Below are 26135 nucleotides of genomic sequence, written 5' to 3'. Positions count from 1 at the left end.
CTGATCTGACATGGAGCGACTCCCGTCGGCGAGCCCCGCTCGGATACGGTGGATCCGAGCCGATCTCACCTGCGCGAACGCGGGTTGCCTCCACGATCGGATGACACTGCTGGAAGCTCGTAACGCCTGGGCGGTTCCCCACGATGAGTGAATCAAGAGACGTTCCCGACGAGTGGATCGAAGCGGCCATGGCCGGCGATCGGTCCGCGGTCGAGCGCGTTCTCGCCATGATTCGGCCCCTCGTCGTGCGCTACTGCCGCGCCCGTCTGGGGACCGACCGAGGGTCCGTCTCGGCGGACGATGTCGCCCAGGAGGTCTGCGTGGCCGTGCTCACGGCGTTGCCGGGGTACCGGGTGCAGGGTCGCCCGTTCCTCGCCTTCGTCTACGGCATCGCGTCCCACAAGGTCATCGACGCGCACCGGGCTGCGTCCCGGAACCGCTCCGAACCGATGGCCGACGTGCCGGACCGCATGGAGTCGTCCGACGGCCCGGAGTCCCGGGCCCTGCAGGTGGAACTGTCGGAGGAGATGTCCAAGCTCCTGGAGATCCTTCCGGACAAGCATCGGGAGATCATCGTGTTGCGCGTGGTCGTGGGTCTGTCCGCGGAGGAGACCGCGGCAGCCGTCGGCTCCACCCCGGGCGCCGTCCGCGTCGCCCAGCACCGGGCGCTGGCCCGGCTGAGGAAGATGATGACTGAGGAGGTGGTCCGGGATGCGTGACCAGGGTCCGCACGGTCCGGGCTTCCCCCCACCGCCCGGTGAGGGCTGGGAGCGCCCGCCCGCACCGGTGACGCGTGGCCGCTTCGGCGAGCCCCGCCCTCCCCGTGCCAACGGCCACACCAACGGCCACTCGCACCCGCTCGGTCACCAGGGCCACCCGGTGCCGTTCGACGGGCGCACCGTCCCGCAGCCGGTCGTGCAGCGGCACGCCGCCCGCGCCGACGAGTGGGACGACCTCGACGGCTTCGAGGACGACGGCCCGATCGACCTCGTCGAGCTCCAGGCCGACGACGAGCTGATCAACGCCCTGTCCTCCGGGCTCGGCGTGTCCGGCCCCGGCCGGCGCGGCTACGACGTCGACGACCACCTGGCCGCGATGCTCTCGTCCTGGAAGGACGAGGTCGACCGCGACCCGATCCCGCAGCTGCTCGACGCCGACGAGGCCGTGCAGATCCTGCAGCCGGCGAAGCCGTCGCGGAAGGTCTCCTTCCTGCGCCCGCTCGTCGCCGCCGCAGCGGTCGCGGCGTGTGCGCTGGCCGTCGTCTCGATCAGCGCGCACGAGGCCCAGCCGGGCGACGCCCTGTGGGGTGTCTCCCGGGTGCTCTACAGCGAGCGCGCCGACCAGGTGCAGGCCGCGACCACGCTGCGCGAGGGCATCGAGCGGGTCAACGCCAAGCTCGCCGCCGGGGACACCGTCGGTGCGCAGCAGGAGCTCGCCGCGCTCGGCCCGCTGGTGGACCGCACGGCACCGGACCTGCGCAACGACTTCGAGCAGCAGAACCGCTTCCTGAACCAGAAGGTCGCCGAGACCCCGCCGGGCACGCCGACCGACCCGCGGTCGCCGCTGCGCGACGGGACCCCGGCCCCGCCGCCCCCGGTCTCCGAGGGCGACGAGGACACCCCGACGCCGGACCCGCGTCCGGCGCAGGGGACGACCACCCCGGGTGGCACGACCTCGCCGGAGGGCACCACCGACCCGTCCGTGCTGAACGGGCCGGGTGAGACCTCGCCCACGACGTCGCCGTCGCCGTCGGAGACCTCGCCGACGACGGAGGGCCAGGCGGACCCGACGACCCCGACGACGGCGCCCACGACCCGGCCCACCGCGGCCGGGGAGGGGCAGAGCGACCCGACGGACGACACCACCCCGCCGTCGTCGACGACGACCGGCGCGGTGAGCAGCACGCCGAACTGACGCCGTCCGGCACGCAGTACGACGAAGGGCCCCGGAGGATCTCCTCCGGGGCCCTTCGCGTGTGTCGGGGGTGTCGCGCTCAGTCGGCGAGGGTCGCGTCGGCGTACCCGCGGCAGTACTCCCACGTGACGTAGTGCGCCGGGTCCGGGTCGTAGGCCGGCTCGTGCGGCCGCATCCGGCCCTCGTCGAGCAGCTGCTGCAGGCTCGCGCGCAGCAGGTTCCACTCGTGGAAGTGCTGCTCGCCGCAGTCCGCGCAGTCGACGACGATCCCGCGGACGCCGCGGCCCGCCAGCAGCGCCTGGTACACGGCCAGGTCCGCCAGGTCGGCCAGGATCTCGCCGCGGTCGGTCTCGTTCAACGGGGGTACCTCGGAGTCACCGGAACCCGGCCACGGGCCGTCACCACGGTCGTCATAGGCCTGCATCGAGAGCGCAGGGTCATCCGGGTCTCCGGCGAACGGGTCCGGTGGCAGCGCCTCTGGTGACACGGCGTACACGGTACCGGTGCAGGGGGGTCGGGCCCCGGCCCACCCCGGGGTGGTGGACGTACGATGGCGGCCTGCGGCGGGAGCCCGCCGTCAGCGTCGACCGCACCGCCTCGACAACACTGCTTCGACCGCAAGAGGAGCCCCGGAGAGATGACGAGCGAGATGGGCGGCCTGCCGGACAAGTTCGCGATGCTCGGACTGACCTTCGACGACGTGCTGCTGCTGCCCGCCGAGTCGGACGTGATCCCCAGCTCGGCCGACACGTCGAGCCAGGTGACCCGCCGGGTGCGGGTCCAGGTGCCGCTGGTGTCGTCCCCGATGGACACCGTCACCGAGTCCCGGATGGCCATCGCGATGGCCCGCGCCGGCGGTCTCGGCGTGCTGCACCGCAACCTCTCCCCGGACGCCCAGGCGGCCCAGGCCGAGGTCGTGAAGCGGTCCGAGGCCGGCATGGTGACCGACCCGGTGACCTGCAGCCCCGACGCGACGCTGGCCGACGTCGACGCCCTGTGCGCCAAGTTCCGGATCTCCGGCGTGCCGGTGACCGACGAGACCGGCCACCTGGTGGGGATCATCACCAACCGCGACATGCGCTACGAGGTCGACACCGACCGGCCCGTGTCGGAGGTCATGACCCGCGCGCCCCTGGTGACGGCCAAGGTCGGCGTCACCGCGGAGGCCGCGCTGGGCCTGCTGCGCCGGCACAAGCTGGAGAAGCTGCCGATCGTCGACGGCGACGACATGCTGCGCGGCCTCATCACGATCAAGGACTTCAACAAGACCGAGCAGTACCCGCTGGCGACCAAGGACCCGGACGGGCGGCTCGTCGTCGCCGCCGCGGTCGGGGTCGGCGACGACGCCTACGCCCGCTCGATGCAGCTCGTCGAGGCCGGTGTGGACGTCCTGATGGTCGACACCGCGCACGGCCACTCCCGCCGTGTGCTGGAGACCGTCGCGAAGCTGCGCGCCGAGGTCGGCGACCACGTCGACGTCGTCGGCGGCAACGTCGCCACCTACGAGGGCGCCAAGGCGCTCGTCGAGGCGGGTGCGGACGCGGTGAAGGTCGGCGTCGGGCCGGGCTCGATCTGCACCACCCGCGTCGTCGCCGGGGTCGGCGCCCCGCAGATCACCGCGATCTACGAGGCCACCCGGGCGTGCGCCCCGGCCGGCGTCCCGGTCATCGGCGACGGCGGCATCCAGTACTCCGGCGACGTCGCCAAGGCCATCGCGGCCGGCGCGTCGACGGTCATGCTGGGCTCGCTGCTGGCCGGCACCGCGGAGTCGCCCGGCGAGGTCGTGCTCGTCGGGGGCAAGCAGTTCAAGACCTACCGCGGGATGGGCTCGCTCGGCGCCATGCAGGGCCGTGCCGGCGCCGCGGGCCGGTCCTACTCCAAGGACCGCTACGCCCAGGACGACGTGCTCAGCGAGGACAAGCTCGTCCCCGAGGGCATCGAGGGCCGGATCCCGTTCCGCGGGCCGCTGTCCTCGGTCGTGCACCAGCTCGGCGGTGGGCTGCGCTCGGGCATGGGCTACGTCGGCGCGCAGACCATCCCGGACCTGCAGCAGGCGCGCCTGGTGCGGATCACCGCGGCCGGTCTCAAGGAGAGCCACCCGCACGACATCACGATGACCGTCGAGGCCCCGAACTACGCCGCCCGGTAGTCACGGGGGCCCCAGCACCACCCTGAGCAGCGCCGCTTAGGGTGGTGCCCGTGCGTGACCTCGTGGAGATCGGGATGGGCCGGGAGGCCCGTCGTGCCTACGACCTCGACCAGATCGAGATCGTCCCGTCGCGGCGGACCCGCAGCTCGAAGGCCGTCTCGACGGCCTGGCAGCTCGACGCCTACCGCTTCGACATCCCGCTGATGACCCACCCCACCGACGCGGTGGTGTCGCCGGACTCGGCGGTGCGGATCAGCGAGCTGGGCGGGCTGGGGGTGCTGAACGCGGAGGGCCTGTGGGCCCGGCACGCCGACCCGAAGGGCGCGCTGGAGCGTGTCGTCGCAGCGGCGACCGGCGACGAGCCGGACTCCGCGGTGGCGCTGCTGCAGGAGCTGCACCAGGCCCCCATCCAGCAGGACCTGATCACCGAGGCGCTGCGCCCGCTGCGCGACGGCTCGCACACGGTCGCGGCGCGGGTCAGCCCGCAGCGCGCCCGTGAGCTCACCCCGGCGCTGCTCGCCGCGGGCGTCGAGATCCTCATCGTGCAGGGCACGATCATCTCCGCCGAGCACGTCTCGGACGACGAGCCGCTCAACCTCAAGGACTTCATCGCCGAGCTGGACGTCCCGGTCGTCGCCGGCGGGGTGGGGGACTACCGCACCGCGCTGCACCTGATGCGCACCGGCGCCGCCGGCGTCATCGTCGGGTACGGGCAGTCCACCTCCACCACCACCGACGAGGTGCTGGGGGTCGGGGTCCCGATGGCGACCGCGATCGTCGACGCCGCGGCGGCCCGCCGCGACTACCTCGACGAGACCGGCGGCCGGTACGTGCACGTGATCGCCGACGGCGGCATCGGCACCTCCGGTGACATCGCCCGCGCCGTGGCGTGCGGCGCCGACGCGGTCATGCTCGGCGAGCAGCTCGCCGAGGCCGCGGAGGCCCCCGCGGGCGGGCTGTACTGGACGTCGTCGGCGGCGCACCCGTCGCTGCCGCGCTCGGAGGTCACCGGCCTCGCGCGGTCGGGGCGGACCCTGGAGCAGGTGCTGTTCGGGCCGACCGACAGCCCGTACGGCACGACGAACCTGTTCGGTGCGCTGCGCCGGGCGATGGCGAAGACCGGCTATTCCGACCTCAAGGAGTTCCAGCGGGTCGGGCTGAACCTGCGTACCTGAGTCACCCCTCGGCGGTCACGGCCGCCAGGAACTCCGCGGCCCGCTCCCGCAGCCCGGCCCGTCGCTCGTCGACGGTCGTGCCGGGGGCGGGCTTGAGCGCGGCCGTCGCCGTCTCGACGCGCACGTGCTCGGCGCAGGCCAGGTCGGCGCAGATGTAGGTGCCGACGGTGTCGCCCTGGCGGCCCTTCGCGCCGCGGCGCGGGGCGGCGAACAGCGCGACCCCGCCGACGGTGTGGGTGGTCCGGCACAGCGCGCACATCGCCGCCGCGCGGGCGGCACCGGTGGCGGCGCGCAGCACGACACCGGCCGGGCCGTCGTCGGTGGGGACCAGCAGCACCCCGCGGTCGGGGGCCTTCGGGTCACGCCAGCCGCGGACGTCGTCGAGCAGGTCGAGGTCCAGGTCGCGGACCCACGCGGGCAGGACCATCCGCGTCGCCTCCCCCTTGGAGCAGTTGGTGAGGGCGCGGCGGATCCGGGTCTCGGTCGGGCTGGTCACGGCGGGCCACGCTAGGCGCCCGTCGCGGCGGGGGTCGAGCGGGTTTCGGCGCGGTAGGTTCGACGGCGACGCCGTCGTCAGCCAGGAGGAGCCCGCCGATGAGCCGCCCCACCGCCGGAGCCGCCATGGGCGGTGGACGAGCCTTCGTCGACGCGACCGGGACCCCGGTGCCGCTGCGCGGACCGGTCGTGCGGGTGGTGGCGACCGACCCCCGGGTGGGGGAGCTGCTGCTGGAGCTGGGCGCGCAGCTGGTCGGCTGCGCGGGGACGCTCGACGGCGTCGACCCGGTCGGTGACGACCGCAGCCCGGACCCGCAGGCGGTGCGGGCGCTGCGCCCGGACGCGATCGTCACCGGGACCGCCGACGGCCGGTACGACCTGGCCGACCCGGCCCTGCTCGGACGGCTGCGCGACATCGCGCCGACGGTCGCCGTCGACCTGGGTCGCCGCGCCGCGAGCGCCGCGGACCTGCGGGCGCTGCTCGGGTCGGTGCAGCCGCCGCCGCTGCGCTCGCGCGGGCGACACGAGGACTGAGGCTCAGCCCGCCAGGACGGCGCGGACCCGGTCGGTGACGGCCGTCAGGTCGTCGCGCACCAGGTTCGACTGCGCGGTGAAGACCGACAGCTGCGACGGGTCCAGCGCGAGCGCCCCGGAGGTCCCCGCGGTGGCGGCGGCGGTGCCGTGGTCGAGCAGCGCGGTCCAGGAGGTCTGCGCGACGGCGTCGGGCACGGCGTCGTAGGCCCGCGCGGCGTCGATGGCGGCCTGCAGCCGCCCGCAGGCGACGGCGAGCGACACCGCGTCCTGACGGCCCGCGGCGTCGGCGACGCGGGTGAAGCCGTCGCCGATCGCGGTGAGGTGGGTGAGCCCGCCGTTGTCGCGCCAGGCGGTCATCGCGACGACCGGGTCCCCGGCCCACAGCCCGGTCCCGGCGGCGGACCCGACCAGCGACGCCGCGACGGCCTGCGGCAGCGGCGGGCCCTGCGGCACCGTCGCGCCGGAGGCGGTCACGCTCTGCGGAGTGGGCAGCGGGGAGGTCGCCGACGGGGTCATGATCAGGCCCGCGGCGGCGATCGCCGCGGTGCCGGTGGCGGCGGCGCACAGGAACACCGGCAGGATCCGGGCCCGGAACGCGCGGGCCCGGGGGACGACCGCGGCCCCGGGAACCGGCTCCGCGGACTCCCGGACCGGCTCCGCGACCGCGGGACCGTCGACGGGGGGCGCGGCGGGTGCCTGCGCCGGGGCGACCGGGGCCGGGGTCCCGCCGAGCAGCCCGGTGGTGCCGAGCGCCCCGAGGCCCAGCGCGTCCACCCCGAGCGCGCCGGTGCCGAGCGTGCCGGCGGCCGGGCGGGTCTCCTGCTCCGGCGCGGACCGCTGGGCGGGGACGAGCGGCGCGGCGGTCGTGGTGGTGGCGCCGTCGACGGCCGGGTCGGCGGGGGTGTCGCCGGTGCCGGTGGTGTGGCCGGTCGGGGTGGTGGCCATCGGGGTGCCTCCAGGTCGTACGGTGCCGTCATCCCCCCATCGGAGCAACCGGGCCTCGCCGTTACGCCGCACCACCTGCGGCCGGTGGGGATCATCAGGATCGACGAGACGGTACGGACGGCGGGTGACCTGGATCGCCCGTTTACCCTGGTCGTGTGCAGACCCCGACCGTCCTCGTCGTGGACTACGGCGCCCAGTACGCGCAGCTCATCGCCCGTCGCGTACGCGAGGCGGACGTCTACTCCGAGATCGTGCCCGCCTCCCTGCCCGTCGCCGAGATCGTGGCCCGCGAGCCCGCCGCGGTGATCCTCTCCGGCGGCCCCGCGAGCGTGTACGCCGACGGCGCCCCCGCGGTCGACCCGGCGCTGTTCGAGGCCGGCATCCCGGTGTTCGGCATGTGCTACGGCTTCCAGGCGATGGCCCGCGCGCTGGGCGGCGAGGTCGCCCACGACGGCACCCGCGAGTACGGCCGCACCGAGGTCGCGCTGACCGGCACCCCCGGCACGCTGCACGAGGGCCTGCCCCGTACGCACCCGGTGTGGATGAGCCACGGCGACTCGGTGACCGCGGCGCCGGCGGGCTTCACCGTCACCGCGTCGACCGACCGGGTCGCCGTCGCCGCGTTCGAGGACACCGACCGGCGGCTCGCCGGCGTGCAGTACCACCCCGAGGTCGGGCACTCGCCGCACGGCCAGGAGGTGCTGCGCCGGTTCCTGCACGACATCGCGGGCATCCGCCCGTCCTGGACGACGGCGTCGATCATCGACGACACCGTCGAGGCGATCCGCGCCCAGGTCGGCGACGGCCGCGCGATCTGCGGGCTGTCCGGCGGGGTCGACTCCGCCGTCGCCGCCGCGCTCGTCCAGCGCGCCATCGGTGACCGGCTGACCTGCGTGTTCGTCGACCATGGGCTGATGCGGTCGGGGGAGCGCGAGCAGGTCGAGAAGGACTTCGTCGCCGCCACCGGTGCGACGCTGCACGTCGCCGAGGCCGCCGACCGGTTCCTCGACGCGCTCGCCGGGGTCACCGAGCCCGAGCAGAAGCGCAAGATCATCGGCCGGGAGTTCATCCGGGTCTTCGAGACGGCCACGGCGGAGGTCGTCGCCGACCACCACGTCGGGTTCCTGGTCCAGGGGACGCTCTACCCGGACGTCGTCGAGTCCGGCGGTGGCGACGGCACCGCGGTGATCAAGAGCCACCACAACGTCGGCGGTCTGCCCGACGACATCGAGTTCGACCTGGTCGAGCCGCTGCGCGCGCTGTTCAAGGACGAGGTCCGGATGGTCGGCGCCGAGCTGGGGCTGCCCGAGGTCATCGTCGCCCGCCAGCCGTTCCCCGGCCCCGGCCTGGGCATCCGCATCATCGGCGAGGTCACCCGCGACCGGCTGGAGACGCTGCGGGCCGCGGACGCGATCGCCCGCGAGGAGCTGACCGCCGCCGGGCTGGACCGCGAGATCTGGCAGTGCCCGGTGGTGCTGCTGGCCGACGTCCGCAGCGTCGGCGTGCAGGGCGACGGCCGCACCTACGGCCACCCGATCGTCCTGCGCCCGGTGTCCAGCGAGGACGCGATGACCGCGGACTGGACCCGGCTGCCCTACGACGTCGTCGAGCGGATCTCCACCCGGATCACCAACGAGGTGTCCGAGGTCAACCGGGTCGTCATCGACGTCACGAGCAAGCCCCCGGGCACCATCGAGTGGGAGTGACCGGGGCCTGACGTAACAGGGGCGGGGCCGATGTCTCGGCCCCGCCCCGGCCAGCCCGGGCCTCGCGGTGTCCGACCCCCGTCGGACACCGCTGCCACGCGGGCGGCGGCGGGTCCGGCGGTGCTCCCCAGCCCGCCGGCTCCCGTGATGACCCTTTAGTCGTCCGATGTGGCCCGGGAGTTACGCACACTCGCCATCAGGAATGCGATCCCCGCCACAACGGCGGTCCCGGCGAGCACCCAGCGCAGGTCGACGACCTCCCACGGGGCGATCCCGAGGACCCCGCAGACCGCCACCAGCAGCGACAGGACCCCGGCGACGAGGGCGAACGGGTCAGCGCGACGGGCGAGCGAGCTATCCACGGGTGACCTCCACGGTTCCCAGCTCGGCCCGCAGGTCGAGCTCCAGCACCCGGCCACCGGGTCCGTCCGGGCCGGGGTCGTTCACGGTCAGGTCCACGTCCTGCCCGGTGCGGGTCTGCCCGTCGACGGTCAGGTCGCCGGTGCCCACCGAGCCGCGGACGAGCAGGTCGGCGTCCCGCGGGACCCGGATCTCCACCGCCCCCGCGCCGACCTCGGCCCGGGTGCGGACGGGCCCGGTCGCGCCGGGCGTCGCGGCGAGGTCGAGGCGGGTCAGGTCGAGCTGGACCGTGCCGGTGCCGCGCCGGTACTCCGGGGCGAGCTCGGCGACGGTCGCGGGGGCCGCGACGGTCTCCCCGATGCCATCGCGCACGGCCCATCCGTCGGGGCCGACGGCGTCGTTGAGCGGGATGGTGGCCGCCGTGACGAGCGCGAGCAGCACCGCGAACGGCACCAGCCAGCGTCCGGCGCGCCGCAGCGCACCGACGACCAGCCCGATCCCGACGACGGCGAGCGCGGCCCCCGGGACGGCCGAGGCCGGCACCGCACCCGGCGCGGCCAGGGCGAGCACCCCCACCATCCCGGCGACGACGAGCGACACGGCCAGCGTGATCGGTGTGAGCTTCGAGCGGGGCGCCGGGGGCGGACCCGGCTCCGGGCCCGGTTCGGGCAGGTCCCAGGCGAACGGCGCGGCGCCGAGCGGGTCCCAGGCCGGTGGCGTCACCTGCGCCACGGTGGGGGCGTGCGGGTCCGCGACCCACGGCACCACGGGTGTCGGCGACGCGGCGGCCTCCCGGGCCCCGGGCCGGTTCCCCCGGGTCACGTGCAGCGCGACGAGCAGCGCGACGGTGACGACGGCGGGGATGACGCGGTCGGCGGACAGCACCAGCGGGACCGCCAGCAGAGCGGCCAGGACCAGCAGCGTCACCGACAGCACGGAGGACGGTCCGCTGCGCGGCGGGACCGGGCTGCCGGGCGGGCCGGCGTCCGGCAGGACCGCGCAGCCCGCCAGGTAGAGCGGGATGCCGGGGCCGACGATCGCGGCGACGACGAACCCCACCCGGACCAGCGTCGGGTCGATCTCGTAGCGGCGCGCGATCGCGGCGGAGACCCCGGCGAGCTTGCGGTCGTCGCGCGGACGCAGGGGCCGGGAGTCCCACATGTCGCGCATGGTGTTCCGGGCCGTCGCCGTCGCCGACGGTGGTCGGCCGCTCCCGGGCAGCTGCGTCTGGTTCATGGCGTCGAGCCTGCCGTCCGGGCGGGCCCCGGCGTCTCGGGGACAACCCCGAGACGACCCCGGTCCCGATCCGGAGGGGATCCGGCGCGGGTCGTGTGACGATGGGGTCGTGAACAGCTCGGACCCCTCGACCGGTACCGCACCGGGGTCGGCGGACGCGCCGACGCGGCCCACCGCCGCTCCGTGGGCGGCCCCGTCGCACGGTGTCGCGCTGCCCGGCACCGCGCTGCCCGGCGCCGCCGCACCCGGGGCGACCGGGCCCGGGGCGGCCGTGTCCGGAGCTGCCGAGCCCGGGGCCGACGGGGGACCGGGGCCGACGGTGCCCGTGCCCGCCGGCCCGGTGCCCCCGCCGTCAGGCGGCACCGTCCCCCCGCGGCCGGCCGGCCCGGTACCGCCGCGCCCCGGTGCGCGCGTCCCGCTGACCCGGCGCCGCTCCGGCCGGATGGTCGGCGGCGTCGCGGGCGGGGTGGCCGACCACCTCGGCGTCGACGTCCGGTGGATCCGGGCGGCCTTCGTCGCGCTGACCCTGCTCGGCTGGGCGGGGGTGCTGGCCTACGGCCTGCTGTGGGTGTTCCTGCGGCAGGAGGCCGCCGTCGTCGAGCGGACCGTCACCCGGTCCGAACGGCTGCAGGCCGCCGGGCTGGTGACGCTGGGGCTGGGGTTGTCGCTGGTCGCGGCGACCTCGGGCTCGGCCGTGCTCGGCTGGATCGCCGGCCCGCTGGGGCTGGCGACGGTCGGTGCGGCCGTCGTGTGGCGGGAGGCCGACGAGGCGCAGCGACGGCGGTGGGCGCGCGACGCCCGCAGCCGCGTCACGGGCGGTCGTGCGGCGCTGGCCCGCACCGTGCTCGGCGCCGCGCTCGTCCTGACCGGGCTGGCGGTGTTCCTGCTCGGCAACCTGGACCTGAGCCAGGTGCGGTTCGGGATCCTCGCGGCGTTGGCGACGCTGCTGGGCGTCGCGGTCCTCACCGTCCCCTGGTGGGTACGGCTGGTGCGCGACCTCGGCGAGGAGCGCCGGGCCCGCGCGGTCGCCGCCGAGCGCGCCGAGATCGCCGCGCACCTGCACGACTCGGTGCTGCAGACCCTCGCGCTGATCCAGCGCCAGTCCGGCGACCCGCGCGAGGTGCAGCGGCTGGCCCGCGGCCAGGAGCGGGAGCTGCGTGCCTGGCTCTACGGGCCGGGCGGGCGCGCCCGGGGCGGCAGCGGCACCCCGGACGCGGTGGAGACGCTGCTGTCGGCGGCGATCACGCGCGTCGCGGGCGAGGTGGAGGACACCTACGCGGTGGCCGTCGGCCCGGTGCTGGTCGGTGACGCCGAGCTCGACGACGACCTGCGCGCCCTGGTGCTGGCGGCGCGCGAGGCGATGGTGAACGCGGCGAAGCACTCGGGGACGTCCGAGGTCGACGTCTACGTGGAGGTCGAGCCGGCCTCGGACGAGGGTCCGGGCGCGGCGGAGGTGTTCGTGCGTGACCGCGGCACCGGTTTCGACCCGGACGCGGTGTCCGACGACCGGCACGGCCTCGCGGACTCGGTGCACGCCCGGATGCGCCGCCACGGCGGCACGGTCCGGATCCGCACCGGGGCCGGCGAGGGTACGGAGGTGCGGCTGTCGATGCCGCTGACGGAGAAGGAGACGGCATGACCACCGCCGACGTGCCGGGGACCCCGGCCGGTCCGGACGACACCGGTATCCGGGTCTACCTGGTCGACGACCACGCGTTGTTCCGGTCCGGCGTGCGCGCCGAGCTGGACCGCGGCGACGGGCGCAGCCCCGTGCTGGAGGTCGTCGGTGAGGCGGGCTCCGTCGACGAGGCGGTGGCCGGCGTCGGGCACCTCGCGCCGGACGTGGTGCTGCTCGACGTGCACATGCCCGGCGGCGGGGGCGCGGAGATCCTGCGCCGGGCGCGCGCGGCGGGCACGGAGGCGGTGTTCCTGGCGCTGTCGGTGTCCGACGCCGCCGAGGACGTCATCTCGGTGATCCGGTCCGGCGCCCGCGGCTACGTCACGAAGACGATCTCGGGCCGGGACCTCGCCGACGCCGTGCGACGCGTGCGGGCCGGCGACGCGGTCTTCTCACCACGCCTGGCCGGGTTCGTGCTGGACGCGTTCTCCGACCGGCCGGGTGCGGCACCGCCGGTGGACCCGGAGATCGACCAGCTGACCAAGCGGGAGCGGGACGTGCTGCGGCTGCTGGCCCGCGGCTACGCCTACAAGGAGATCGCGAAGGAGCTGTTCATCTCGGTGAAGACGGTGGAGACCCACGTGTCGAGCGTGCTGCGCAAGACGCAGACGTCGAACCGGCACGAGCTGTCCCGCTGGGCCTCCGACAGGAGGCTCGTGTAGGTCGCGCAGCAACCGGGGCGTGCCGGAAGGACGCCGACACGGCCCCGGTCCCCGCGTGTGCAGGGACCGGGGCCGTCGTCGTCGTGGGTGGGGCGTCAGCCGCCCAGCAGCCCGCCCGCGCCCTTCGTGACGCCGCCGAGCACCCCGCCGACCGGCTCGGTCACGCCGGACAGGGCGCCCCCGACCGGCTCGGTCACCGTGCCGACCACCTGCCCCACGGGCTTCGTGACGGCCTGCAGCGGCTGGGTGGCCTCCGAGGACGAGGAGCCGGTGTCCTCGGTGGCCTTCTTCGCGGAGGTGTCGAGGAGCCCGGTGACGGGCTCGGCGGCCTTCAGGACCGGGCCGGTGAGCGGCTCGGTGCTCTTGAGGACGGGCTCGGTGACCGGCGACAGCGCGCCGAGCACCGGCGTCGTCACCGGCTCGAGGGTGTCGGTGAGGGGCCGGGTGACGGGCTTGAGCGCGTTCGTCACCGGGCGGACGGCCTCGGTCACGGGGGACACGGCACCGCCGAGGGTCTTCCCGACCGGTGCCGCGGCCTGCGCGACCGGGGCGACGACGCCGCCGACGGCGTCCCCGACCGGGCGGACGTTCTCGGTGACGTCCTGGATCGGGCCGGTGCTGGTCCCGCCGCGCGACGGCGGCGTGCCGGTCACGGGCTCGAGGATGTTGCCCGCGGACGGCCGGTCCGGGTTGTTGATGGGGGCGACGATCGGGGCGAGCGGCGAGCCCGTCCCGCCGGAGCCGCGCGGCGCCGGGACCGTCGGCGACGACGGGGACCCGGTGCCCGGGTTCCCGGTCGAGGGCGAGGTGGGCGTGCGGGGCGCGGGGACCGCGACGGCGGGCCCGGCGGCGGTGCCCGGGGTGCGGCCCGCCGCGACGGCCTGCGCCGGCTGCTGCGGACCGAAGGCGACGGCCATCCAGTCGGTGGCGCCGGGGGCGGTGGCGGGCGCGTCCGGCAGCGGCGTGCTCAGTGCCACGTTCGCCGGGAGGTACTGGGCGGGCAGCGTGTCCGGGGTGTCGCCCGCGGTGGGCAGGCCGAAGCCGGGGAACAGCCCGTCGGCGGCGGCGCGCGCGTCGGAGTTCTCGGTGCCGACGCCGTTGTAGAGGGCCGCGCCGAGCACGGAGCCCGCGGCGAGCAGCGCGCCGGCGACCACACCGGCGCGACGACGCCCGGACACCTGGCGGCCGGTCCAGCCGTCGGCGCCGGCCGCGGCGCGGGGCTGCGGGAGGTCGATGTCCGGCCAGCCGCCCGGGGCACCCGCGGCGGCGATGTCTCCGGCCGAGGCGGCGTCGGCGGACGCACCCTCGGCCACCGGGGGACGCCCCTCGCGGCGCAGCAGGTCACCGACGGACAGGACGGGCCCGGTGAGCGGACCCGCACCGTCGGAGGAGGCGTGGGACGCACGCGAGTGACGCGCCAGCAGTTCGGCGACGCTCACCACGTCGCGGGGCCCGGTGGCGCCGGGGGCGCCGGGGAGCGGGGCTCCGGCAGGTGTGTCGGTCACGGCCGCACGTCCTCCTTCGGGTCATTTCGACCCGGGAAGATGTACCGGAAAGAGCCCTTGAACCCCAAGTGATCACACTCCGCTCGTCGCAGGTCACCCGATCGGGTGGTTCCCGTTCATCGGCCGTATCCGACCGCTCGACCTGCTCGTTGCCTCGCAAGGCAACCACTGCGCAAGGGTGCCCCGACCTGAACCCCAGGTGGGGCCCGTGCGGGTGTGTCGCCCTGTGTACTGCGCGTGAATCGCCGAACGGTCGTCACCTCGACGCCGGTCGCGGGATGCGACCGGGTGTCGCACGAGGATCAGCGGCCGCCGAGACGCCCGCGGCCCAGCCGCAGCAGCATCATCGCCAGCTCGCGGCCCTCGGGGCCGAGGTCGGCGAACCGGTCCAGCACCGCCATCTCGCGGCTGTAGACGATGCGCGGCCCGCCCGCGGCCATGCGGGCGGCGCCGATGCGCTTCGAGACCTCGGTGCGGCGGAGGATCGCGTCGAGGATCTCGGCGTCGAGCCGGTCGATCTCCCGGCGCAGCTGGTCGATCTCGGGATCGGCTCCGGTGCGCACCTCGGTGCTCGTGCCGGAGCTCGGCTGCGGGGCTGCGGGGTCGGTCACGGTCATGGTCTCCTCGTCTCGGTCACGGGCCGTCGGGACCGAGGACATGCGAACGCCCCGGGTCCGTCGGACTCCGGGGCGTGCGGGTGGCGTCTGGGCTCAGACGGGCGGCGCAGCGGGAACCGGGGTCCGGTACCCGTAGCGAAATCGCCTGTCGTGTGCCACGCCGCGAGTGTAGACCACCCGGCGCACCGGGCCGCCGTGGTTTCCGGGGACCGGCGACGCCGGAGCGGGGTTGTCGGACCCCCGGCGTACCGTGTTCGACACGATGAGTGCGCTGTTCGAACTCCCCGGAACGGGCCCCGCCGCCGCCGCCGAGCCGACGACGGCCCAGGGCCGCCGCCTGCTCGAAGGCCTCAACGACCGCCAGCGCGAGGCCGTGACGCATGCGGGTTCGCCGCTGCTGATCGTCGCCGGCGCGGGGTCGGGGAAGACCCGGGTGCTCACCCACCGGATCGGCTGGCTGCTCGCCGAGCGCGGGGTGCACCCCGGCGAGGTCATGGCGATCACCTTCACCAACAAGGCCGCGGCCGAGATGAAGGAGCGCGTCGACGCCCTCGTCGGGCGCCGCTCCGGGCCGATGTGGGTGTCCACCTTCCACTCCATGTGCGTACGGATCCTCCGGCGCGAGGCCAAGCACCTCGGCGTGCGCAGCGCCTTCTCCGTCTACGACGCCGACGACACCCGCCGCCTCGTCGGCATCGTCGGCCGCGACCTGGAGCTGGACCCGAAGAAGTTCGCCCCGCGCGCCCTGGCCGCCCAGATCTCCAACCTGAAGAACGAGCTGGTCTCGCCGGACGAGGCCGCCGAGCGCGCCGCCACCGACCACGAGCGGCGCATCGCCGAGGTCTACGGCGTCTACCAGTCGCGGCTGCGCCAGGCGAACGCGTTCGACTTCGACGACCTGATCATGGAGACGGTCTCGCTGCTGGACCGGCTGCCGGCCGTCGCCGAGTACTACCGGCGCCGCTTCCGGCACGTCATGGTCGACGAGTACCAGGACACCAACCACGCCCAGTACGAGCTGGTCCGCCAGCTCGTCGCCCCGGCCACGGCGAACGGGCGCCCCGGCGAGCTGTGCGTCGTCGGCGACTCGGACCAGTCGATCTACGCCTTCCGCGGCGCGAACATCCGCAACATCATCGAGTTCGAGCAGGACTTCCCGGACGCGCGGACCATCCTGCTGGAGCAGAACTACCGCTCGACCCAGACGATCCTGTCCGCCGCGAACGCGGTGATCGCCCGCAACCCGGAGCGGCGGGACAAGCGGCTGTGGTCCGACTCGGGCGACGGCGAGCGCGTCGTCGGCTACGTCGCGGACAACGAGCACGACGAGGCGTCGTTCGTCGCCCGCGAGATCGACCGGCTCGTCGACACCGGCGAGTACCGCAACTCCGACATCGCGGTGTTCTACCGGACCAACAACCAGTCCCGCGTCTTCGAGGACGTGTTCCTGCGGGTCGGGCTGCCCTACAAGGTCGTCGGCGGGGTGCGCTTCTACGAGCGCCGCGAGATCCGCGACGCGCTGGCCTACCTGCGGGTGCTGTCCAACCCGGAGGACACGGTCAGCCTGCGCCGGATCCTCAACGTGCCCAAGCGCGGCATCGGGGACCGGGCCGAGGCCGTCGTCGCCGAGTACGCCGAGCGCGAGCGCACCTCGTTCGCCCGCGCGCTGCGCGCCGCCGCCGAGGAGCCGCAGCGGCTCCCCGCCCTGGCGACCCGCTCGCAGAAGAACATCGCCGGGTTCGTGCGGATGCTCGACGAGCTGCGCGAGCTCGTCGAGCGCGGCGACGACACCGCCGAGGTCCTCGAGGCCGTCTACGCGCGCACCGGCTACCTGGAGGAGCTGCAGGCGTCGGAGGACCCGCAGGACGGCACCCGGATGGACAACCTCGCCGAGCTCGTCACGGTGGCGCGGGAGTTCGCGGGGGACGCCGCCGTCGCGGACCTGGCGTCGGACGGCGGGGCCGCGATCGGGTCCGGCGAGGCGCCCGACGGCGCTGCCCCCGAGGGCGAGGCCGACACCTACGACGACACCCCCGCCGGTGTCCCGGAGCCCGGCTCGCTGGCCGCCTTCCTGGAGCGGGTCGCGCTCGTCGCGGATGCGGACTCCATCCCCGACGACGACTCCGGCGTGGTCACGATGATGACCCTGCACACGGCGAAGGGCCTGGAGTTCCCGGTGGTCTTCCTGACGGGCTGGGAGGACGGGATCTTCCCGCACCTGCGCACCCTCGGGGACCCGAAGGAGCTCGCCGAGGAGCGCCGGCTGGCCTACGTCGGGATCACCCGCGCGGAGAAGCGGCTCTACCTGTCCCGGGCGATCGTGCGGTCCGCGTTCGGGCAGCCCAGCACCAACCCGGCGTCGCGCTTCCTCGACGAGGTGCCCCCGTCGCTGCTCGACTGGCGGCGCACCGAGGAGCAGCTCGCCGCGCAGCGCCCGTCGGCGCCGGTGGGGCGGTTCGGGTTCGGGAAGCGGCCGCAGGCGACCGACCGCGGGAGCTGGAAGGTCCCGGAGCGGTCGCTGAACAACCAGTCGCTGCACCTCGACGTCGGGGACCGGGTCAACCACGACAAGTACGGCCTGGGCACCGTCGTCGCGGCCGACGGCATCGGCCCGCGCGCGACGGTGACGATCGACTTCGGCTCGGGCGGGACGGTCCGGCTGATGCTGATCGGCGGCGTCCCGATGCAGAAGCTGTAGACCTCAGTCGTCGTCGCGGTCCTGCGCCGCGGCCTCGGCCGGGGCCAATACCTTCACCGACCCGAACGCCCCGACGACGTGCACGTCCACCGTCCGGTCACCCGGCGCGGCGCACGCCGTCGGGCAGTCGGTCGAGCCGAACACGGTGAACCCGGAGACGTCCGCCCGGGTGCCCTCGGGCACCACGACCTCGACCGAGCCGAACAGCAGCACCCCGCCCACCCGCGGGGTGTCGGCGGTGACCCCGATGGTGCGGGACCCGAACACCGTCACGCCGTCGGTCACCGGCAGCACCTGCGACCCGCCCCAGACGGCGGCGACGACCAGCGCGGCCGTGGCCAGGAGCCCGCCGGCGCGCCGCCCGGCGGCCGCGGCGAACTCGCCGGCCGGTGCCTGAGCCGGGAGGGCCGTGGTCGGCGCCTGCTCGACGGCGGCCGTGGGTGCCCCGGCGGTGTCGGCCGGGAGGTCACGGGTCAACGGCTCCAGGTCGGCGCGGGTGCGGGCCGCCCAGGCCTTCGCCGAGCGTTCCTCGTACTCGGGCAGGGACAGCCGTCCCTCGCCGTGCGCGCGCTGCAGCCGGGCGTCGACCGCCCGTCGCTCGCCGTCCCCCACCCGGTACGCCGACTCGTCCGCCACCCGGCCATTCTGGACCGTCCGGGCGGGCCGGGGGAGCGGCGCTCGCCGATCAGGCGTCGCGCGAGCCCGTCGCGGCGGTGACGTCGAGGCCACGCGCGGCCAGCCACGGCAGCGGGTCGATCTTGGTGCCGTCCGGCTCCCACACCTCGAGGTGCAGGTGCGGGCCGGTGGACTGGCCGCGGTTGCCGACCTCGGCGATCTCGTCGCCGGCCTTGACCTGCTGGCCCTCCTGCACGAACGACCGGTTGATGTGGCCGTAGACGGTGCTGGTGCCGTCGGGGTGCTTGAGCACCACCCACATCCCGAAGCCGCTGGCGGGGCCGGACTTCTCCACGACACCGTCGGTCAGGGCGAAGATCGGGGTGCCGATCGGGGCGGCGAGGTCGATGCCCTTGTGCTGCACGCCCCAGCGGGCGCCGAAGCCGGAGGTGAACCGGCCGGCCGTCGGCATGACCAGGGCCTCGCCGTTGTACATGACCGCCTTCGGGGCGCCGTGCGACATCGCGGTCGTCACGGCCCGCTCCAGCTTGGCGGCCTCGCGGCCCATCCGGGCGGCCTTCGTCAGGTTGGCGACGTCGACCTTCGAGGTGGAGTCCAGGTCGGGCAGCGACGCGGCCTGCGCGCTGAGCTGCTCGCCGCCGATCGCGGAGGTGTCCATCGGGGCGGTCGTGTCGGCCGGGCGGGTGTCGCTGGACACCGGCAGCATCGCCGAGGCGGCGAGCCGGGCGTAAGCCTCCTCGACCGAGGCCTCACCGCCCCAGCCGGGCACCCCGAGGGCTCCGGCGACCGTCTGACCGGCCGCGACCAGGGCGCCACCGGCCGCCGCGGCCACGGTCACACGGGTACGCGAGACCATCGGCGGGGGAGCCGGGAGCGCCGGGAGCCGGTGACCGGCCGGCGGCACAGGGGGGAGCGTGCCGGGCCGGGCCTCCGGTCGCGTGGCGCCGCTGGGGAAGCGGTGGCGCGACAAGACTGCCCTTCTGGTGTTCAGGGCGCCGCGGACCGTTCGGCGGTGATCGTCGGAGTGGGGGCTCCGTCGGGGGATGGCGTCGTTCGGGGCGACACCGATCACCGTGACCGGTCCGTGACGTGGACAACGCGACGGTAACCCGGGCCCCGCCGAGCGGCAACGGCGGCCCGCCGTGCGGTTGCGGACGGTCGTGGATCATCGACGACCGGTCGGGCGGTCGGCGACGCGACGGCGAACGGAGGATCCCGTTCCCCCTCCCGGACCGGACGCTCAGGCGCCTTCGGCTGTGTTCATGCGCCTTCGGCGGTGTGCCGGCCGACCAGCCGCAGCGACCCGCGCAGCCGCCGGTCGCGCACCCGGTCGTGCTCGCGGCGCTCCGCCTCCCCGCGGGCCAGCGTGCTCGCCACGAAGTGCACCGTGCGCCGGTCCACCGGCAGTGCGAGATGGCCCACGTCGTCGAGCTCCAGCTCGGTGACGTCGAGGTCCGGGTGGCGCAGCCGGGAGTTCCGCTGCGGGACGATGATCTCGTCCATCCGCGACCAGACCACCAGGAACCGGGTCCGGCAGCCGGGGGCCGGTTCGTCCAGCTCACGCAGGATCGCCGAGCCGGGGCAGAGCTGGCGGCACAGCGGCAGCGGCGCGATCCGGGCCAGGTTGCTGCCCGAGTGCGGGCTGCCGAGCGTCGCCAGGGTGTCGACGACGGCGTCGCCCCCCATCCGCTGCACGTAGTAGCGGGCGATCACCCCGCCGAGGGAGTGTCCGACGATGTGCACCCGGTCCGACCCGGTGGCCTCGCGCAGCCGTTCGACGTGGCCGCGCAGCTCGTGCGCCGCGGTGCGGACGTCGTCGGTGAACAGGCTGTAGTTGATGGCGTGCACCACCCCGAAGCCGCGCCGGCGCAGCTCGTGGGCGAACACGGTGAACACCGAGCGGTTGTCCATGATCCCGTGGACCAGCAGGATCGGCGTCCCGGCGGCGGTGGGGTCGGCGACGACCAGGCTGCGCTTGACCGGTGGCAGGCTGTCGGTGCGCCAGTGGCCCTGCGGCCGGACGGTCTCCTCGGCCAGTCCGATCGGGTACAGCGCGAGGTGCGCGGCCAGCCAGGCGCCCTCCAGCGCCAGCCCGCGCAGCCCCGCACGCGAGGTGAAGGTCCGCGCGGCGTAGCCCGCCGCCTGCCCGAGATCGGACGTCGCGGCCGTCACTGTCGACAGCGCCCCGTCGGCGATCGCGCGCAGGCGAGCGCCTCCGGGTAGCGACGTCGCCATGTCCGAAAGGTAAGGCAGGTCACAGGATTCCGCTGTGTCGCGGGACGATCGGTGGCCCCGATCACTCGGTCGGTCGATCTGAATCGAGCACTGCGCCGACGGGGTGACAGCGGTCACCGGCCCAGGTCAGGACCGGTGCGCGCGGCGTGGCTAGGCTCCCCGACGCAGCATCACCGACGTCCGCGACCGCTGCCGCCCGCCACCTGTGCGGGGCGCGCCCGGAGAACGAGCCGGGGTCGCGCCGGTCGCGGCGAGAGCGAAGTGGAGCGGGAGAGCCGAGTGGACCTCTACGAGTACCAGGCGAAGGACCTCTTCGCCGCGCACGGAGTCCCGGTGCTGCCGGGCCGGACCGTGGACAACGCCGCCGACGCGGCGGCCGCGGCGGCCGAGCTGGGCACCGCCGTCGTGGTCAAGGCACAGGTCAAGACCGGTGGTCGGGGCAAGGCCGGCGGCGTGAAGCTGGCCGAGAACGCCGACGAGGCCAAGGAGAAGGCCGAGGCCATCCTGGGCCTCGACATCAAGGGCCACACCGTGCACCAGGTCCTGGTCACCGAGGCCAGCGACATCGCCGAGGAGTACTACTTCTCCTTCCTGCTGGACCGGTCCAACCGCACCTTCCTGGCCATGTGCTCGGCCGAGGGCGGCATGGAGATCGAGCAGCTGGCCGTCGAGCGCCCGGACGCGCTGGCCCGGATCGCCATCGACCCGATCGCCGGTGTCGACAAGGCCAAGGCCGACGAGATCGTCGCCGCGGGCAAGATCCCGGCCGCCGTCGCCGACGAGGCCGCGAACGTGATCGTGAAGCTCTGGGAGACCTTCGTCTCCGAGGACGCGACGCTGGTCGAGGTCAACCCGCTGGTCCGTGACCCGCAGGACAAGGTGATCGCCCTCGACGGCAAGGTCACCCTGGACACCAACGCCGACTTCCGGCACCCGCAGCACGCGGACCTGGTCGACGAGCGCACCGAGAACCCGCTCGAGGCGAAGGCCAAGGCCAAGGGCCTCAACTACGTCAAGCTCGACGGCGGCCAGGTCGGCATCATCGGCAACGGCGCGGGGCTCGTCATGAGCACCCTCGACGTCGTCGCCTACGCCGGCGAGGCGCACGGCGGGGTCAAGCCCGCCAACTTCCTCGACATCGGCGGCGGCGCCTCGGCGCAGGTCATGGCCGACGGCCTGGACGTCATCCTGGGCGACGACGAGGTCAAGAGCGTCTTCGTCAACGTCTTCGGCGGCATCACCGCGTGCGACGCGGTCGCCAACGGCATCGTCGAGGCCCTCAAGATCCTGGGCGACGACGCGACCAAGCCGCTGGTCGTCCGCCTGGACGGCAACAACGTCGAGGAGGGTCGTCAGATCCTCGCCGACGCGAACCACCCGCTCGTCACCGTGGTGGGCACGATGGACGACGCGGCCGCCAAGGCCGCCGAGCTCGCGAACGCTGGAGCCTGAGACATGTCGATCTTCCTCAACGAGAACAGCAAGGTCATCGTCCAGGGCATCACGGGCGGCGAGGGCACCAAGCACGCCACCAAGATGCTCGCCGCCGGGACGAACATCGTGGGTGGTGTGAACGCCCGCAAGGCCGGGACCACGCACAGCATCGGCGACAAGGACGTCACCGTGTACGGCACGGTGGAGGAGGCGATCAAGGAGACCGGCGCCGACGTGTCGGTCATCTTCGTCCCGCCGAAGTTCGCCAAGGACGCGGTCATCGAGGCCATCGACGCCGAGATCCCGCTGGCCGTCGTCATCACCGAGGGCATCCCGGTGCACGACTCGGCGTACTTCTGGGCGCACGCGGTCGCCACCGGCAACAAGACCCGGATCATCGGCCCGAACTGCCCCGGCATCATCTCGCCCGGCAAGTCCAACGCGGGCATCATCCCGGCGAACATCGCCGGCGCGGGCCGGATCGGCCTGGTGTCGAAGTCCGGCACGCTGACCTACCAGATGATGTACGAGCTGCGTGAGTTCGGCTTCTCCACCGCCATCGGCATCGGCGGCGACCCGGTCATCGGCACCACCCACATCGACGCCCTCGAGGCGTTCGAGGCGGACCCCGAGACCGAGGCCATCGTGATGATCGGTGAGATCGGTGGCGACGCCGAGGAGCGCGCCGCGGACTTCATCAAGGCCAACGTCACCAAGCCGGTCGTCGGCTACGTCGCGGGCTTCACCGCCCCCGAGGGCAAGACGATGGGCCACGCCGGCGCGATCGTGTCCGGCTCGGCCGGTACCGCGCAGGCCAAGAAGGAGGCCCTCGAGGCCGCCGGTGTCAAGGTCGGCAAGACGCCGTCCGAGACCGCCGCGCTGATGAAGGAGATCCTCTCCGCCTGATCGGAGCGCGGATCGCACGTCCGACGCGCGGGCCCCGGGAACTTCCCCGGGTGCCCGCGCGTCGTGCTGTGTGCACCAGGTGCGCCTCACCCGGCCGTGTCGGGGGCATCGGCTAGCGTGCGGTGCAGCGAGTCCATCCGTCGCACGGGAGTGGTCGTCATGTCGAGCAACGAGCCCGGGGCCGTCCCGGCTCCGGAGCAGGCCGCGCCCGCTCCGACGGTGCGGATCGCCGTCCTGGCGGGGGCCGTGCTGGCCCTGCTGGCGCTGGTCCTGACCTTCTTCGACGTCACGACCGGGCTGTTCCCGGTCGCGATGGTCGTCGCCGGTGGCGTCGCGGGAGCCCTCACCCTGCTGCCCGGCACCGGGCGCACCCTGGTCGCGGGCGTGGTCCTGTCGACGACGGGGGCGCTGACGATGCTGCTGCTCCTGGCCGGCACCGGCACCGGCTCGATCGGGGGCACGCTCGGCTGGGTCGTGTTCGTGGTCGCGCTGCTCGCCGCCGCCGCACTGCTCTACGCCCAGCTCCTCCTGTCCGGCGTCGTCTCCGCCCCCGCGCCGCGGGCGCAGCGCCCGTCGCACGTCGGGCAGCCCGGCTGGGGCCCCGGCCAGGTCCCGCCGGGCCAGCAGCCGCCCTGGATGCCGCAGCAGCCCTACGGCGCGGGCCAGCCGGGTGCCGCGGCCCCGTACGGCGCGGCCTCCGGTGCGACGCCCTACGGCGCGGCCCCCTACGCCTCGGGCCAGTACGGCGCGAGCCCCTACGCCGCCCAGCCCGGCGCGGCCCCGTACGCCCCCGGCCAGCCCGCTGCGGGCCAGTACGGCGCGGGGCAGCACGTCGCGGGGCAGCACGGTGCGGGCCAGCACGGTGTCGCCCAGCCGGGCGCCGGCCAGTACGGCGCCGGTCAGTACGGAGCGGGCCAGTACGGCGCCGCCCACGGTGCGGTGCAGTCCGGTGTGGCGCAGCCCGGAGCGGACCACGCCGGTGCCGCCGCGTACGGCGCCCCCGGTGCGGTGCCCGCGGCGTCGCAGCCCGCCGCTGGGCAGTACCCGGGGCAGTCCGGGGCCCACGGTGCGCCCGAGGTGCCCGGGGCGCAGGACCGGACCGGCGACGACGCGGGCCGCCACGCGGTCGGCGGCCGCACCCCGCAGGCCGACGCGGCACCGCACACGCCGTCCGGCGCGGGCGGCGCCTTCTCCGGGGTGTCCTACGGCGACCGCGCCGCCGCGGTGACCGGCGCGCCGGGGGCCGAGCAGGTCCCGCCCGCGACCACCCCCTACACGGCGGGCGCGGGCGGTACCGGGGACGACGCGGGCGTCACCCGCCCCTCCGCGATCCCCGGCTCCGGCTCCGCCCCGGCGGCCGGCGACCAGACCGAGCGCCCCGCGTCCCCGGCATCCGGTGAGGACGAGGCCACCCGCACCTTCCGGCCCGGCGGTGACGGCTCCGCCTGACCGGCCGGAACCGTGGGCCCCGGCACGTCGCGGCGTGCCTGCCCCTCCCGGGCCGCGTTCGCTGCGACGCTGACCGGGTGAGCACCACCCCGCCCCGTCCCGCCCGCGGTCGCCCGGCCTCCCGGGCCCGGTCCACCGGGTCCGCACCGGAGCGGTCCCGCGGTGGGCGCGCGACCGCCGTCGCGGACCGGGAGCGGGGGCGCCGCCGCCCCGCCCGGACCCCGACGCGCGGTACCGGGACCGGCACCGGGCTGGACCGGCTGCGGATCCTGCTCGTGGCCACGATGGGCGCCGTCCTCGCCGGGTACACGATGCTCGTTCCGGTGGCGGCGCTGCTGACCGGCACCGGTGGCGTCGCGGTCACCGCGGACGGGGCGCTGGCCACCGCCGTCCCGCTGTGGCTGGCCGCGCACCTCATCCCGGTCGCCGTGGACGGGCACCCGTTCGGGGTGCTGCCGCTGCTGCCGACGCTGGTGGTCGTCGCGCTGGTCGCCTTCTGCTCGCGCTGGGCGGTGCTCCGCCTGGGCGGGCGGGTCCGGCACGACGCGGGCGCCGTCGTCGCGTCCCAGGCCGGGGCCGCCGCCGCGGTCGCCGTGCTCGCCGGGGCGCTGCTGCCGCGGGACATGGCCGTCACCGCCCCCTGGGCGTCGATGATCGGGGCCGGGCTGGTGGCCGGGGCGGCCGCCGGGATCGGCGTCGTCCACGCCTGCGGGGCGCCGGCGGCCTGGAAGCGGGTGCTGGCGGGGTGGCCCGGCGCGGCGCTGGCCGGGGCCCGGGTCGCGGCCGCCGCGATGCTGCTGGTGGCCGCCCTCGTCCTGACCGTGGCGCTGCTCGCGAGCGCCTCGGACGTCGCCGACACCGCCGAGCGCATCGCCCCCGGCGCCTGGGCGGGCGTCGGGGTGCTGGTGCTGAGCATCGGGTACCTGCCGAACGCCCTGGTCGGGGCGCTGTCCTGGGCGCTGGGCGCGGGGGTGTCGGTCGGCATCGCCCGGTCCGGTCCGTTCGGCGTCGAGCCGGGTCCGCTGCCGCCGTTCCCGCCCGCGGTGGTCCTGCCCGTCACCACCGTCCCGACGGCCGCGGTGCTGGTCGTGCTGCTGCCCGTCGTCGCGGGGGTGCTCGGTGGGATCGCCTGCCGGCGGGCGCTGGGGGAGGACGCGCCGGTCGTGGACCGGGTCGCGGCACCGGCGCTGGCGGCCGTGGTCGTCGCGGTCGGGGCGGCCGTCCCGGCGGCGCTCGCCGGGGGTGCGCTCGCGGGCGGGCCCTACGACCCGGTGTCGTTCCACCCGTGGGCGGTCCTCGGCTGCGCGCTGCTGCTGGTCGGGATCCCGGCCGTGCTGACCTGCGCCGGGACCGAGCTCGCCCGGCACGTCCCGATGGGCGGCACCGACCGGTCGCGGACCGCGGTCGATCGGGCCCGGGCCGCCCGGGACCGCCGTCGCGCGTCGACGGTGGGGGAACTGGTCGAACGCCGTCGCACCGCCGGGGCGCCCGCCCGCCGTGCCGACGCCGCGTGGGACGACGACGGGGGCCACGGCGACTTCTACCCCTACCCCGACGCCGTCCCCGACGAGGAGCCCGACGGAGCCGGTCGCACGGCCGCCCGCCGCGCCGCCGCCGACGAGGACACCACCGACCTCGACCACGGCGACGACGTGGACGACGTGGACGACGTGGACGACATCGACGACGCGGACGACCACGGGCCCGGCGACCGCCGCGCGGCCGACCCGACCGGCCGGCGTGCCGAGGACCGGACCGACCGCATCACGCGCCCCCGCGACCGCTCCCGGGACGACTGACC

The 26135-nt window shown here is 75.3% G+C and carries 23 protein-coding genes; 13 read left to right on the top strand and 10 right to left on the bottom strand.

Annotation, left to right across the window (positions count from 1 at the left end; genetic code table 11):
- Positions 1-143 precede the first annotated feature (143 nt).
- Together DMP17_RS42525 and DMP17_RS42520 are read left to right on the top strand one after the other, a co-directional pair.
- A complete protein-coding gene (locus DMP17_RS42525; protein ID WP_337832472.1) occupies positions 144-719 on the top strand; it encodes a sigma-70 family RNA polymerase sigma factor in 576 nt (191 codons plus the stop codon).
- Positions 712-1914: an anti-sigma-D factor RsdA gene (locus tag DMP17_RS42520; protein ID WP_337832471.1), complete on the top strand. Its 1203-nt coding sequence runs from the start codon at positions 712-714 to the stop codon at positions 1912-1914. Before DMP17_RS42525 ends, DMP17_RS42520 begins: the two co-directional genes overlap by 8 nt.
- Before the next feature lie 79 nt (positions 1915-1993).
- Here the strand turns inward: DMP17_RS42520 and DMP17_RS42515 are convergent, their stop codons facing one another.
- A complete protein-coding gene (locus DMP17_RS42515) occupies positions 1994-2401 on the bottom strand; it encodes a DUF5319 domain-containing protein (protein ID WP_226353789.1) in 408 nt (135 codons plus the stop codon).
- 150 nt (positions 2402-2551) lie between these two features.
- On the opposite strand from DMP17_RS42515, the gene guaB reads away from it, so the two are divergent.
- Positions 2552-4063 carry an IMP dehydrogenase gene (gene guaB / locus DMP17_RS42510; RefSeq protein ID WP_224392163.1) on the top strand — a complete coding sequence of 504 codons (1512 nt, stop codon included), beginning with the start codon at positions 2552-2554 and terminating at the stop codon, positions 4061-4063.
- Positions 4064-4113: 50 nt separating this feature from the next.
- A complete protein-coding gene (locus DMP17_RS42505) occupies positions 4114-5238 on the top strand; it encodes a GuaB3 family IMP dehydrogenase-related protein (RefSeq protein ID WP_208823117.1) in 1125 nt (374 codons plus the stop codon).
- A gap of 1 nt (position 5239) precedes the next feature.
- On the opposite strand, the gene DMP17_RS42500 is transcribed toward DMP17_RS42505, so the two are convergent.
- Complete coding sequence (locus DMP17_RS42500; protein ID WP_226353745.1) at positions 5240-5734, bottom strand: FBP domain-containing protein; 495 nt, start codon at positions 5732-5734, stop codon at positions 5240-5242.
- Between the two features lie 98 nt (positions 5735-5832).
- Here DMP17_RS42500 and DMP17_RS42495 point away from each other — a divergent pair, with 98 nt between their 5' ends.
- Positions 5833-6267: a hypothetical protein gene (locus tag DMP17_RS42495; RefSeq protein WP_226353744.1), complete on the top strand. Its 435-nt coding sequence runs from the start codon at positions 5833-5835 to the stop codon at positions 6265-6267.
- A 3-nt stretch (positions 6268-6270) separates the two neighbouring features.
- On the opposite strand, the gene DMP17_RS42490 is transcribed toward DMP17_RS42495, so the two are convergent.
- Complete coding sequence (locus DMP17_RS42490; protein ID WP_226353743.1) at positions 6271-7212, bottom strand: hypothetical protein; 942 nt, start codon at positions 7210-7212, stop codon at positions 6271-6273.
- 155 nt (positions 7213-7367) lie between these two features.
- On the opposite strand from DMP17_RS42490, the gene guaA reads away from it, so the two are divergent.
- Complete coding sequence (guaA, locus tag DMP17_RS42485; protein WP_226353742.1) at positions 7368-8918, top strand: glutamine-hydrolyzing GMP synthase; 1551 nt, start codon at positions 7368-7370, stop codon at positions 8916-8918.
- A 155-nt stretch (positions 8919-9073) separates the two neighbouring features.
- On the opposite strand, the gene DMP17_RS42480 is transcribed toward guaA, so the two are convergent.
- Both DMP17_RS42480 and DMP17_RS42475 read right to left on the bottom strand, forming a co-directional pair.
- Positions 9074-9280, bottom strand: coding sequence for a hypothetical protein (locus DMP17_RS42480; RefSeq protein WP_073576424.1), 207 nt, complete (start codon positions 9278-9280; stop codon positions 9074-9076).
- Positions 9273-10514: a PspC domain-containing protein gene (locus tag DMP17_RS42475; RefSeq protein ID WP_226367605.1), complete on the bottom strand. Its 1242-nt coding sequence runs from the start codon at positions 10512-10514 to the stop codon at positions 9273-9275. Before DMP17_RS42475 ends, DMP17_RS42480 begins: the two co-directional genes overlap by 8 nt.
- A 325-nt stretch (positions 10515-10839) precedes the next feature.
- Between DMP17_RS42475 and DMP17_RS42470 the strand changes: the two genes are divergently transcribed.
- Together DMP17_RS42470 and DMP17_RS42465 are read left to right on the top strand one after the other, a co-directional pair.
- A complete protein-coding gene (locus DMP17_RS42470) occupies positions 10840-12153 on the top strand; it encodes an ATP-binding protein (protein WP_374203805.1) in 1314 nt (437 codons plus the stop codon).
- Positions 12150-12854, top strand: coding sequence for a response regulator transcription factor (locus tag DMP17_RS42465; RefSeq protein WP_337832469.1), 705 nt, complete (start codon positions 12150-12152; stop codon positions 12852-12854). Before DMP17_RS42470 ends, DMP17_RS42465 begins: the two co-directional genes overlap by 4 nt.
- Positions 12855-12949: 95 nt before the next feature.
- On the opposite strand, the gene DMP17_RS42460 is transcribed toward DMP17_RS42465, so the two are convergent.
- Positions 12950-14359 (bottom strand): hypothetical protein, encoded by a 1410-nt coding sequence (locus DMP17_RS42460; protein WP_226353738.1) that lies wholly within the window; start codon positions 14357-14359, stop codon positions 12950-12952.
- A 302-nt stretch (positions 14360-14661) separates the two neighbouring features.
- Positions 14662-14976, bottom strand: a complete 315-nt coding sequence (locus DMP17_RS42455; protein ID WP_226353737.1) for a chorismate mutase — start codon at positions 14974-14976, stop codon at positions 14662-14664.
- Between the two features lie 262 nt (positions 14977-15238).
- Here DMP17_RS42455 and DMP17_RS42450 point away from each other — a divergent pair, with 262 nt between their 5' ends.
- Positions 15239-17674, top strand: coding sequence for a UvrD-helicase domain-containing protein (locus DMP17_RS42450; RefSeq protein WP_226353736.1), 2436 nt, complete (start codon positions 15239-15241; stop codon positions 17672-17674).
- A gap of 3 nt (positions 17675-17677) precedes the next feature.
- Here DMP17_RS42450 and DMP17_RS42445 read toward each other — a convergent pair whose 3' ends face one another.
- The 3 genes from DMP17_RS42445 to DMP17_RS42435 all read right to left on the bottom strand — a co-directional run bounded on the left by DMP17_RS42445 (position 17678) and on the right by DMP17_RS42435 (position 20545).
- Positions 17678-18310 (bottom strand): DUF1707 SHOCT-like domain-containing protein, encoded by a 633-nt coding sequence (locus DMP17_RS42445; protein WP_337832468.1) that lies wholly within the window; start codon positions 18308-18310, stop codon positions 17678-17680.
- Between the two features lie 49 nt (positions 18311-18359).
- Complete coding sequence (locus DMP17_RS42440; protein WP_226353734.1) at positions 18360-19148, bottom strand: M23 family metallopeptidase; 789 nt, start codon at positions 19146-19148, stop codon at positions 18360-18362.
- Between the two features lie 422 nt (positions 19149-19570).
- Positions 19571-20545 carry an esterase/lipase family protein gene (locus DMP17_RS42435; RefSeq protein WP_226353733.1) on the bottom strand — a complete coding sequence of 325 codons (975 nt, stop codon included), beginning with the start codon at positions 20543-20545 and terminating at the stop codon, positions 19571-19573.
- Positions 20546-20806: 261 nt separating this feature from the next.
- Here DMP17_RS42435 and sucC point away from each other — a divergent pair, with 261 nt between their 5' ends.
- The 4 genes from sucC (at position 20807) to DMP17_RS42415 (ending at position 26133) form a co-directional block, all read left to right on the top strand.
- Positions 20807-21997, top strand: a complete 1191-nt coding sequence (gene sucC / locus DMP17_RS42430) for an ADP-forming succinate--CoA ligase subunit beta (RefSeq protein ID WP_301549002.1) — start codon at positions 20807-20809, stop codon at positions 21995-21997.
- Positions 21998-22000: 3 nt separating this feature from the next.
- Complete coding sequence (gene sucD / locus DMP17_RS42425; protein ID WP_226367601.1) at positions 22001-22885, top strand: succinate--CoA ligase subunit alpha; 885 nt, start codon at positions 22001-22003, stop codon at positions 22883-22885.
- A gap of 159 nt (positions 22886-23044) precedes the next feature.
- Positions 23045-24334, top strand: coding sequence for a DUF5336 domain-containing protein (locus DMP17_RS42420; RefSeq protein WP_337832467.1), 1290 nt, complete (start codon positions 23045-23047; stop codon positions 24332-24334).
- Positions 24335-24411: 77 nt separating this feature from the next.
- A complete protein-coding gene (locus DMP17_RS42415; protein ID WP_337832466.1) occupies positions 24412-26133 on the top strand; it encodes a cell division protein PerM in 1722 nt (573 codons plus the stop codon).
- Positions 26134-26135: the final 2 nt, after the last annotated feature.

Source organism: Pseudonocardia sp. TMWB2A (genome assembly GCF_017312135.1).
The sequence above is the reverse complement of the archived record's forward strand: the minus strand, read 5'-3'. Positions and strand labels throughout refer to the sequence as shown.

Excerpts from the sequence above, each read along its gene's own strand:
- DMP17_RS42495 (WP_226353744.1), top strand. The coding sequence starts at position 5,833 with ATGAGCCGCCCCACCGCCGGAGCCGCCATGGGCGGTGGACGAGCCTTC.
- DMP17_RS42420 (WP_337832467.1), top strand. The coding sequence starts at position 23,045 with ATGTCGAGCAACGAGCCCGGGGCCGTCCCGGCTCCGGAGCAGGCCGCG.
- sucD (WP_226367601.1), top strand. The coding sequence starts at position 22,001 with ATGTCGATCTTCCTCAACGAGAACAGCAAGGTCATCGTCCAGGGCATC.
- DMP17_RS42455 (WP_226353737.1), bottom strand. The coding sequence starts at position 14,976 with ATGACCGTGACCGACCCCGCAGCCCCGCAGCCGAGCTCCGGCACGAGC.
- DMP17_RS42465 (WP_337832469.1), top strand. The coding sequence starts at position 12,150 with ATGACCACCGCCGACGTGCCGGGGACCCCGGCCGGTCCGGACGACACC.
- guaB (WP_224392163.1), top strand. The coding sequence starts at position 2,552 with ATGACGAGCGAGATGGGCGGCCTGCCGGACAAGTTCGCGATGCTCGGA.
- DMP17_RS42490 (WP_226353743.1), bottom strand. The coding sequence starts at position 7,212 with ATGGCCACCACCCCGACCGGCCACACCACCGGCACCGGCGACACCCCC.
- DMP17_RS42435 (WP_226353733.1), bottom strand. The coding sequence starts at position 20,545 with ATGGCGACGTCGCTACCCGGAGGCGCTCGCCTGCGCGCGATCGCCGAC.
- DMP17_RS42475 (WP_226367605.1), bottom strand. The coding sequence starts at position 10,514 with ATGAACCAGACGCAGCTGCCCGGGAGCGGCCGACCACCGTCGGCGACG.
- DMP17_RS42450 (WP_226353736.1), top strand. The coding sequence starts at position 15,239 with ATGAGTGCGCTGTTCGAACTCCCCGGAACGGGCCCCGCCGCCGCCGCC.
- DMP17_RS42520 (WP_337832471.1), top strand. The coding sequence starts at position 712 with ATGCGTGACCAGGGTCCGCACGGTCCGGGCTTCCCCCCACCGCCCGGT.
- DMP17_RS42525 (WP_337832472.1), top strand. The coding sequence starts at position 144 with ATGAGTGAATCAAGAGACGTTCCCGACGAGTGGATCGAAGCGGCCATG.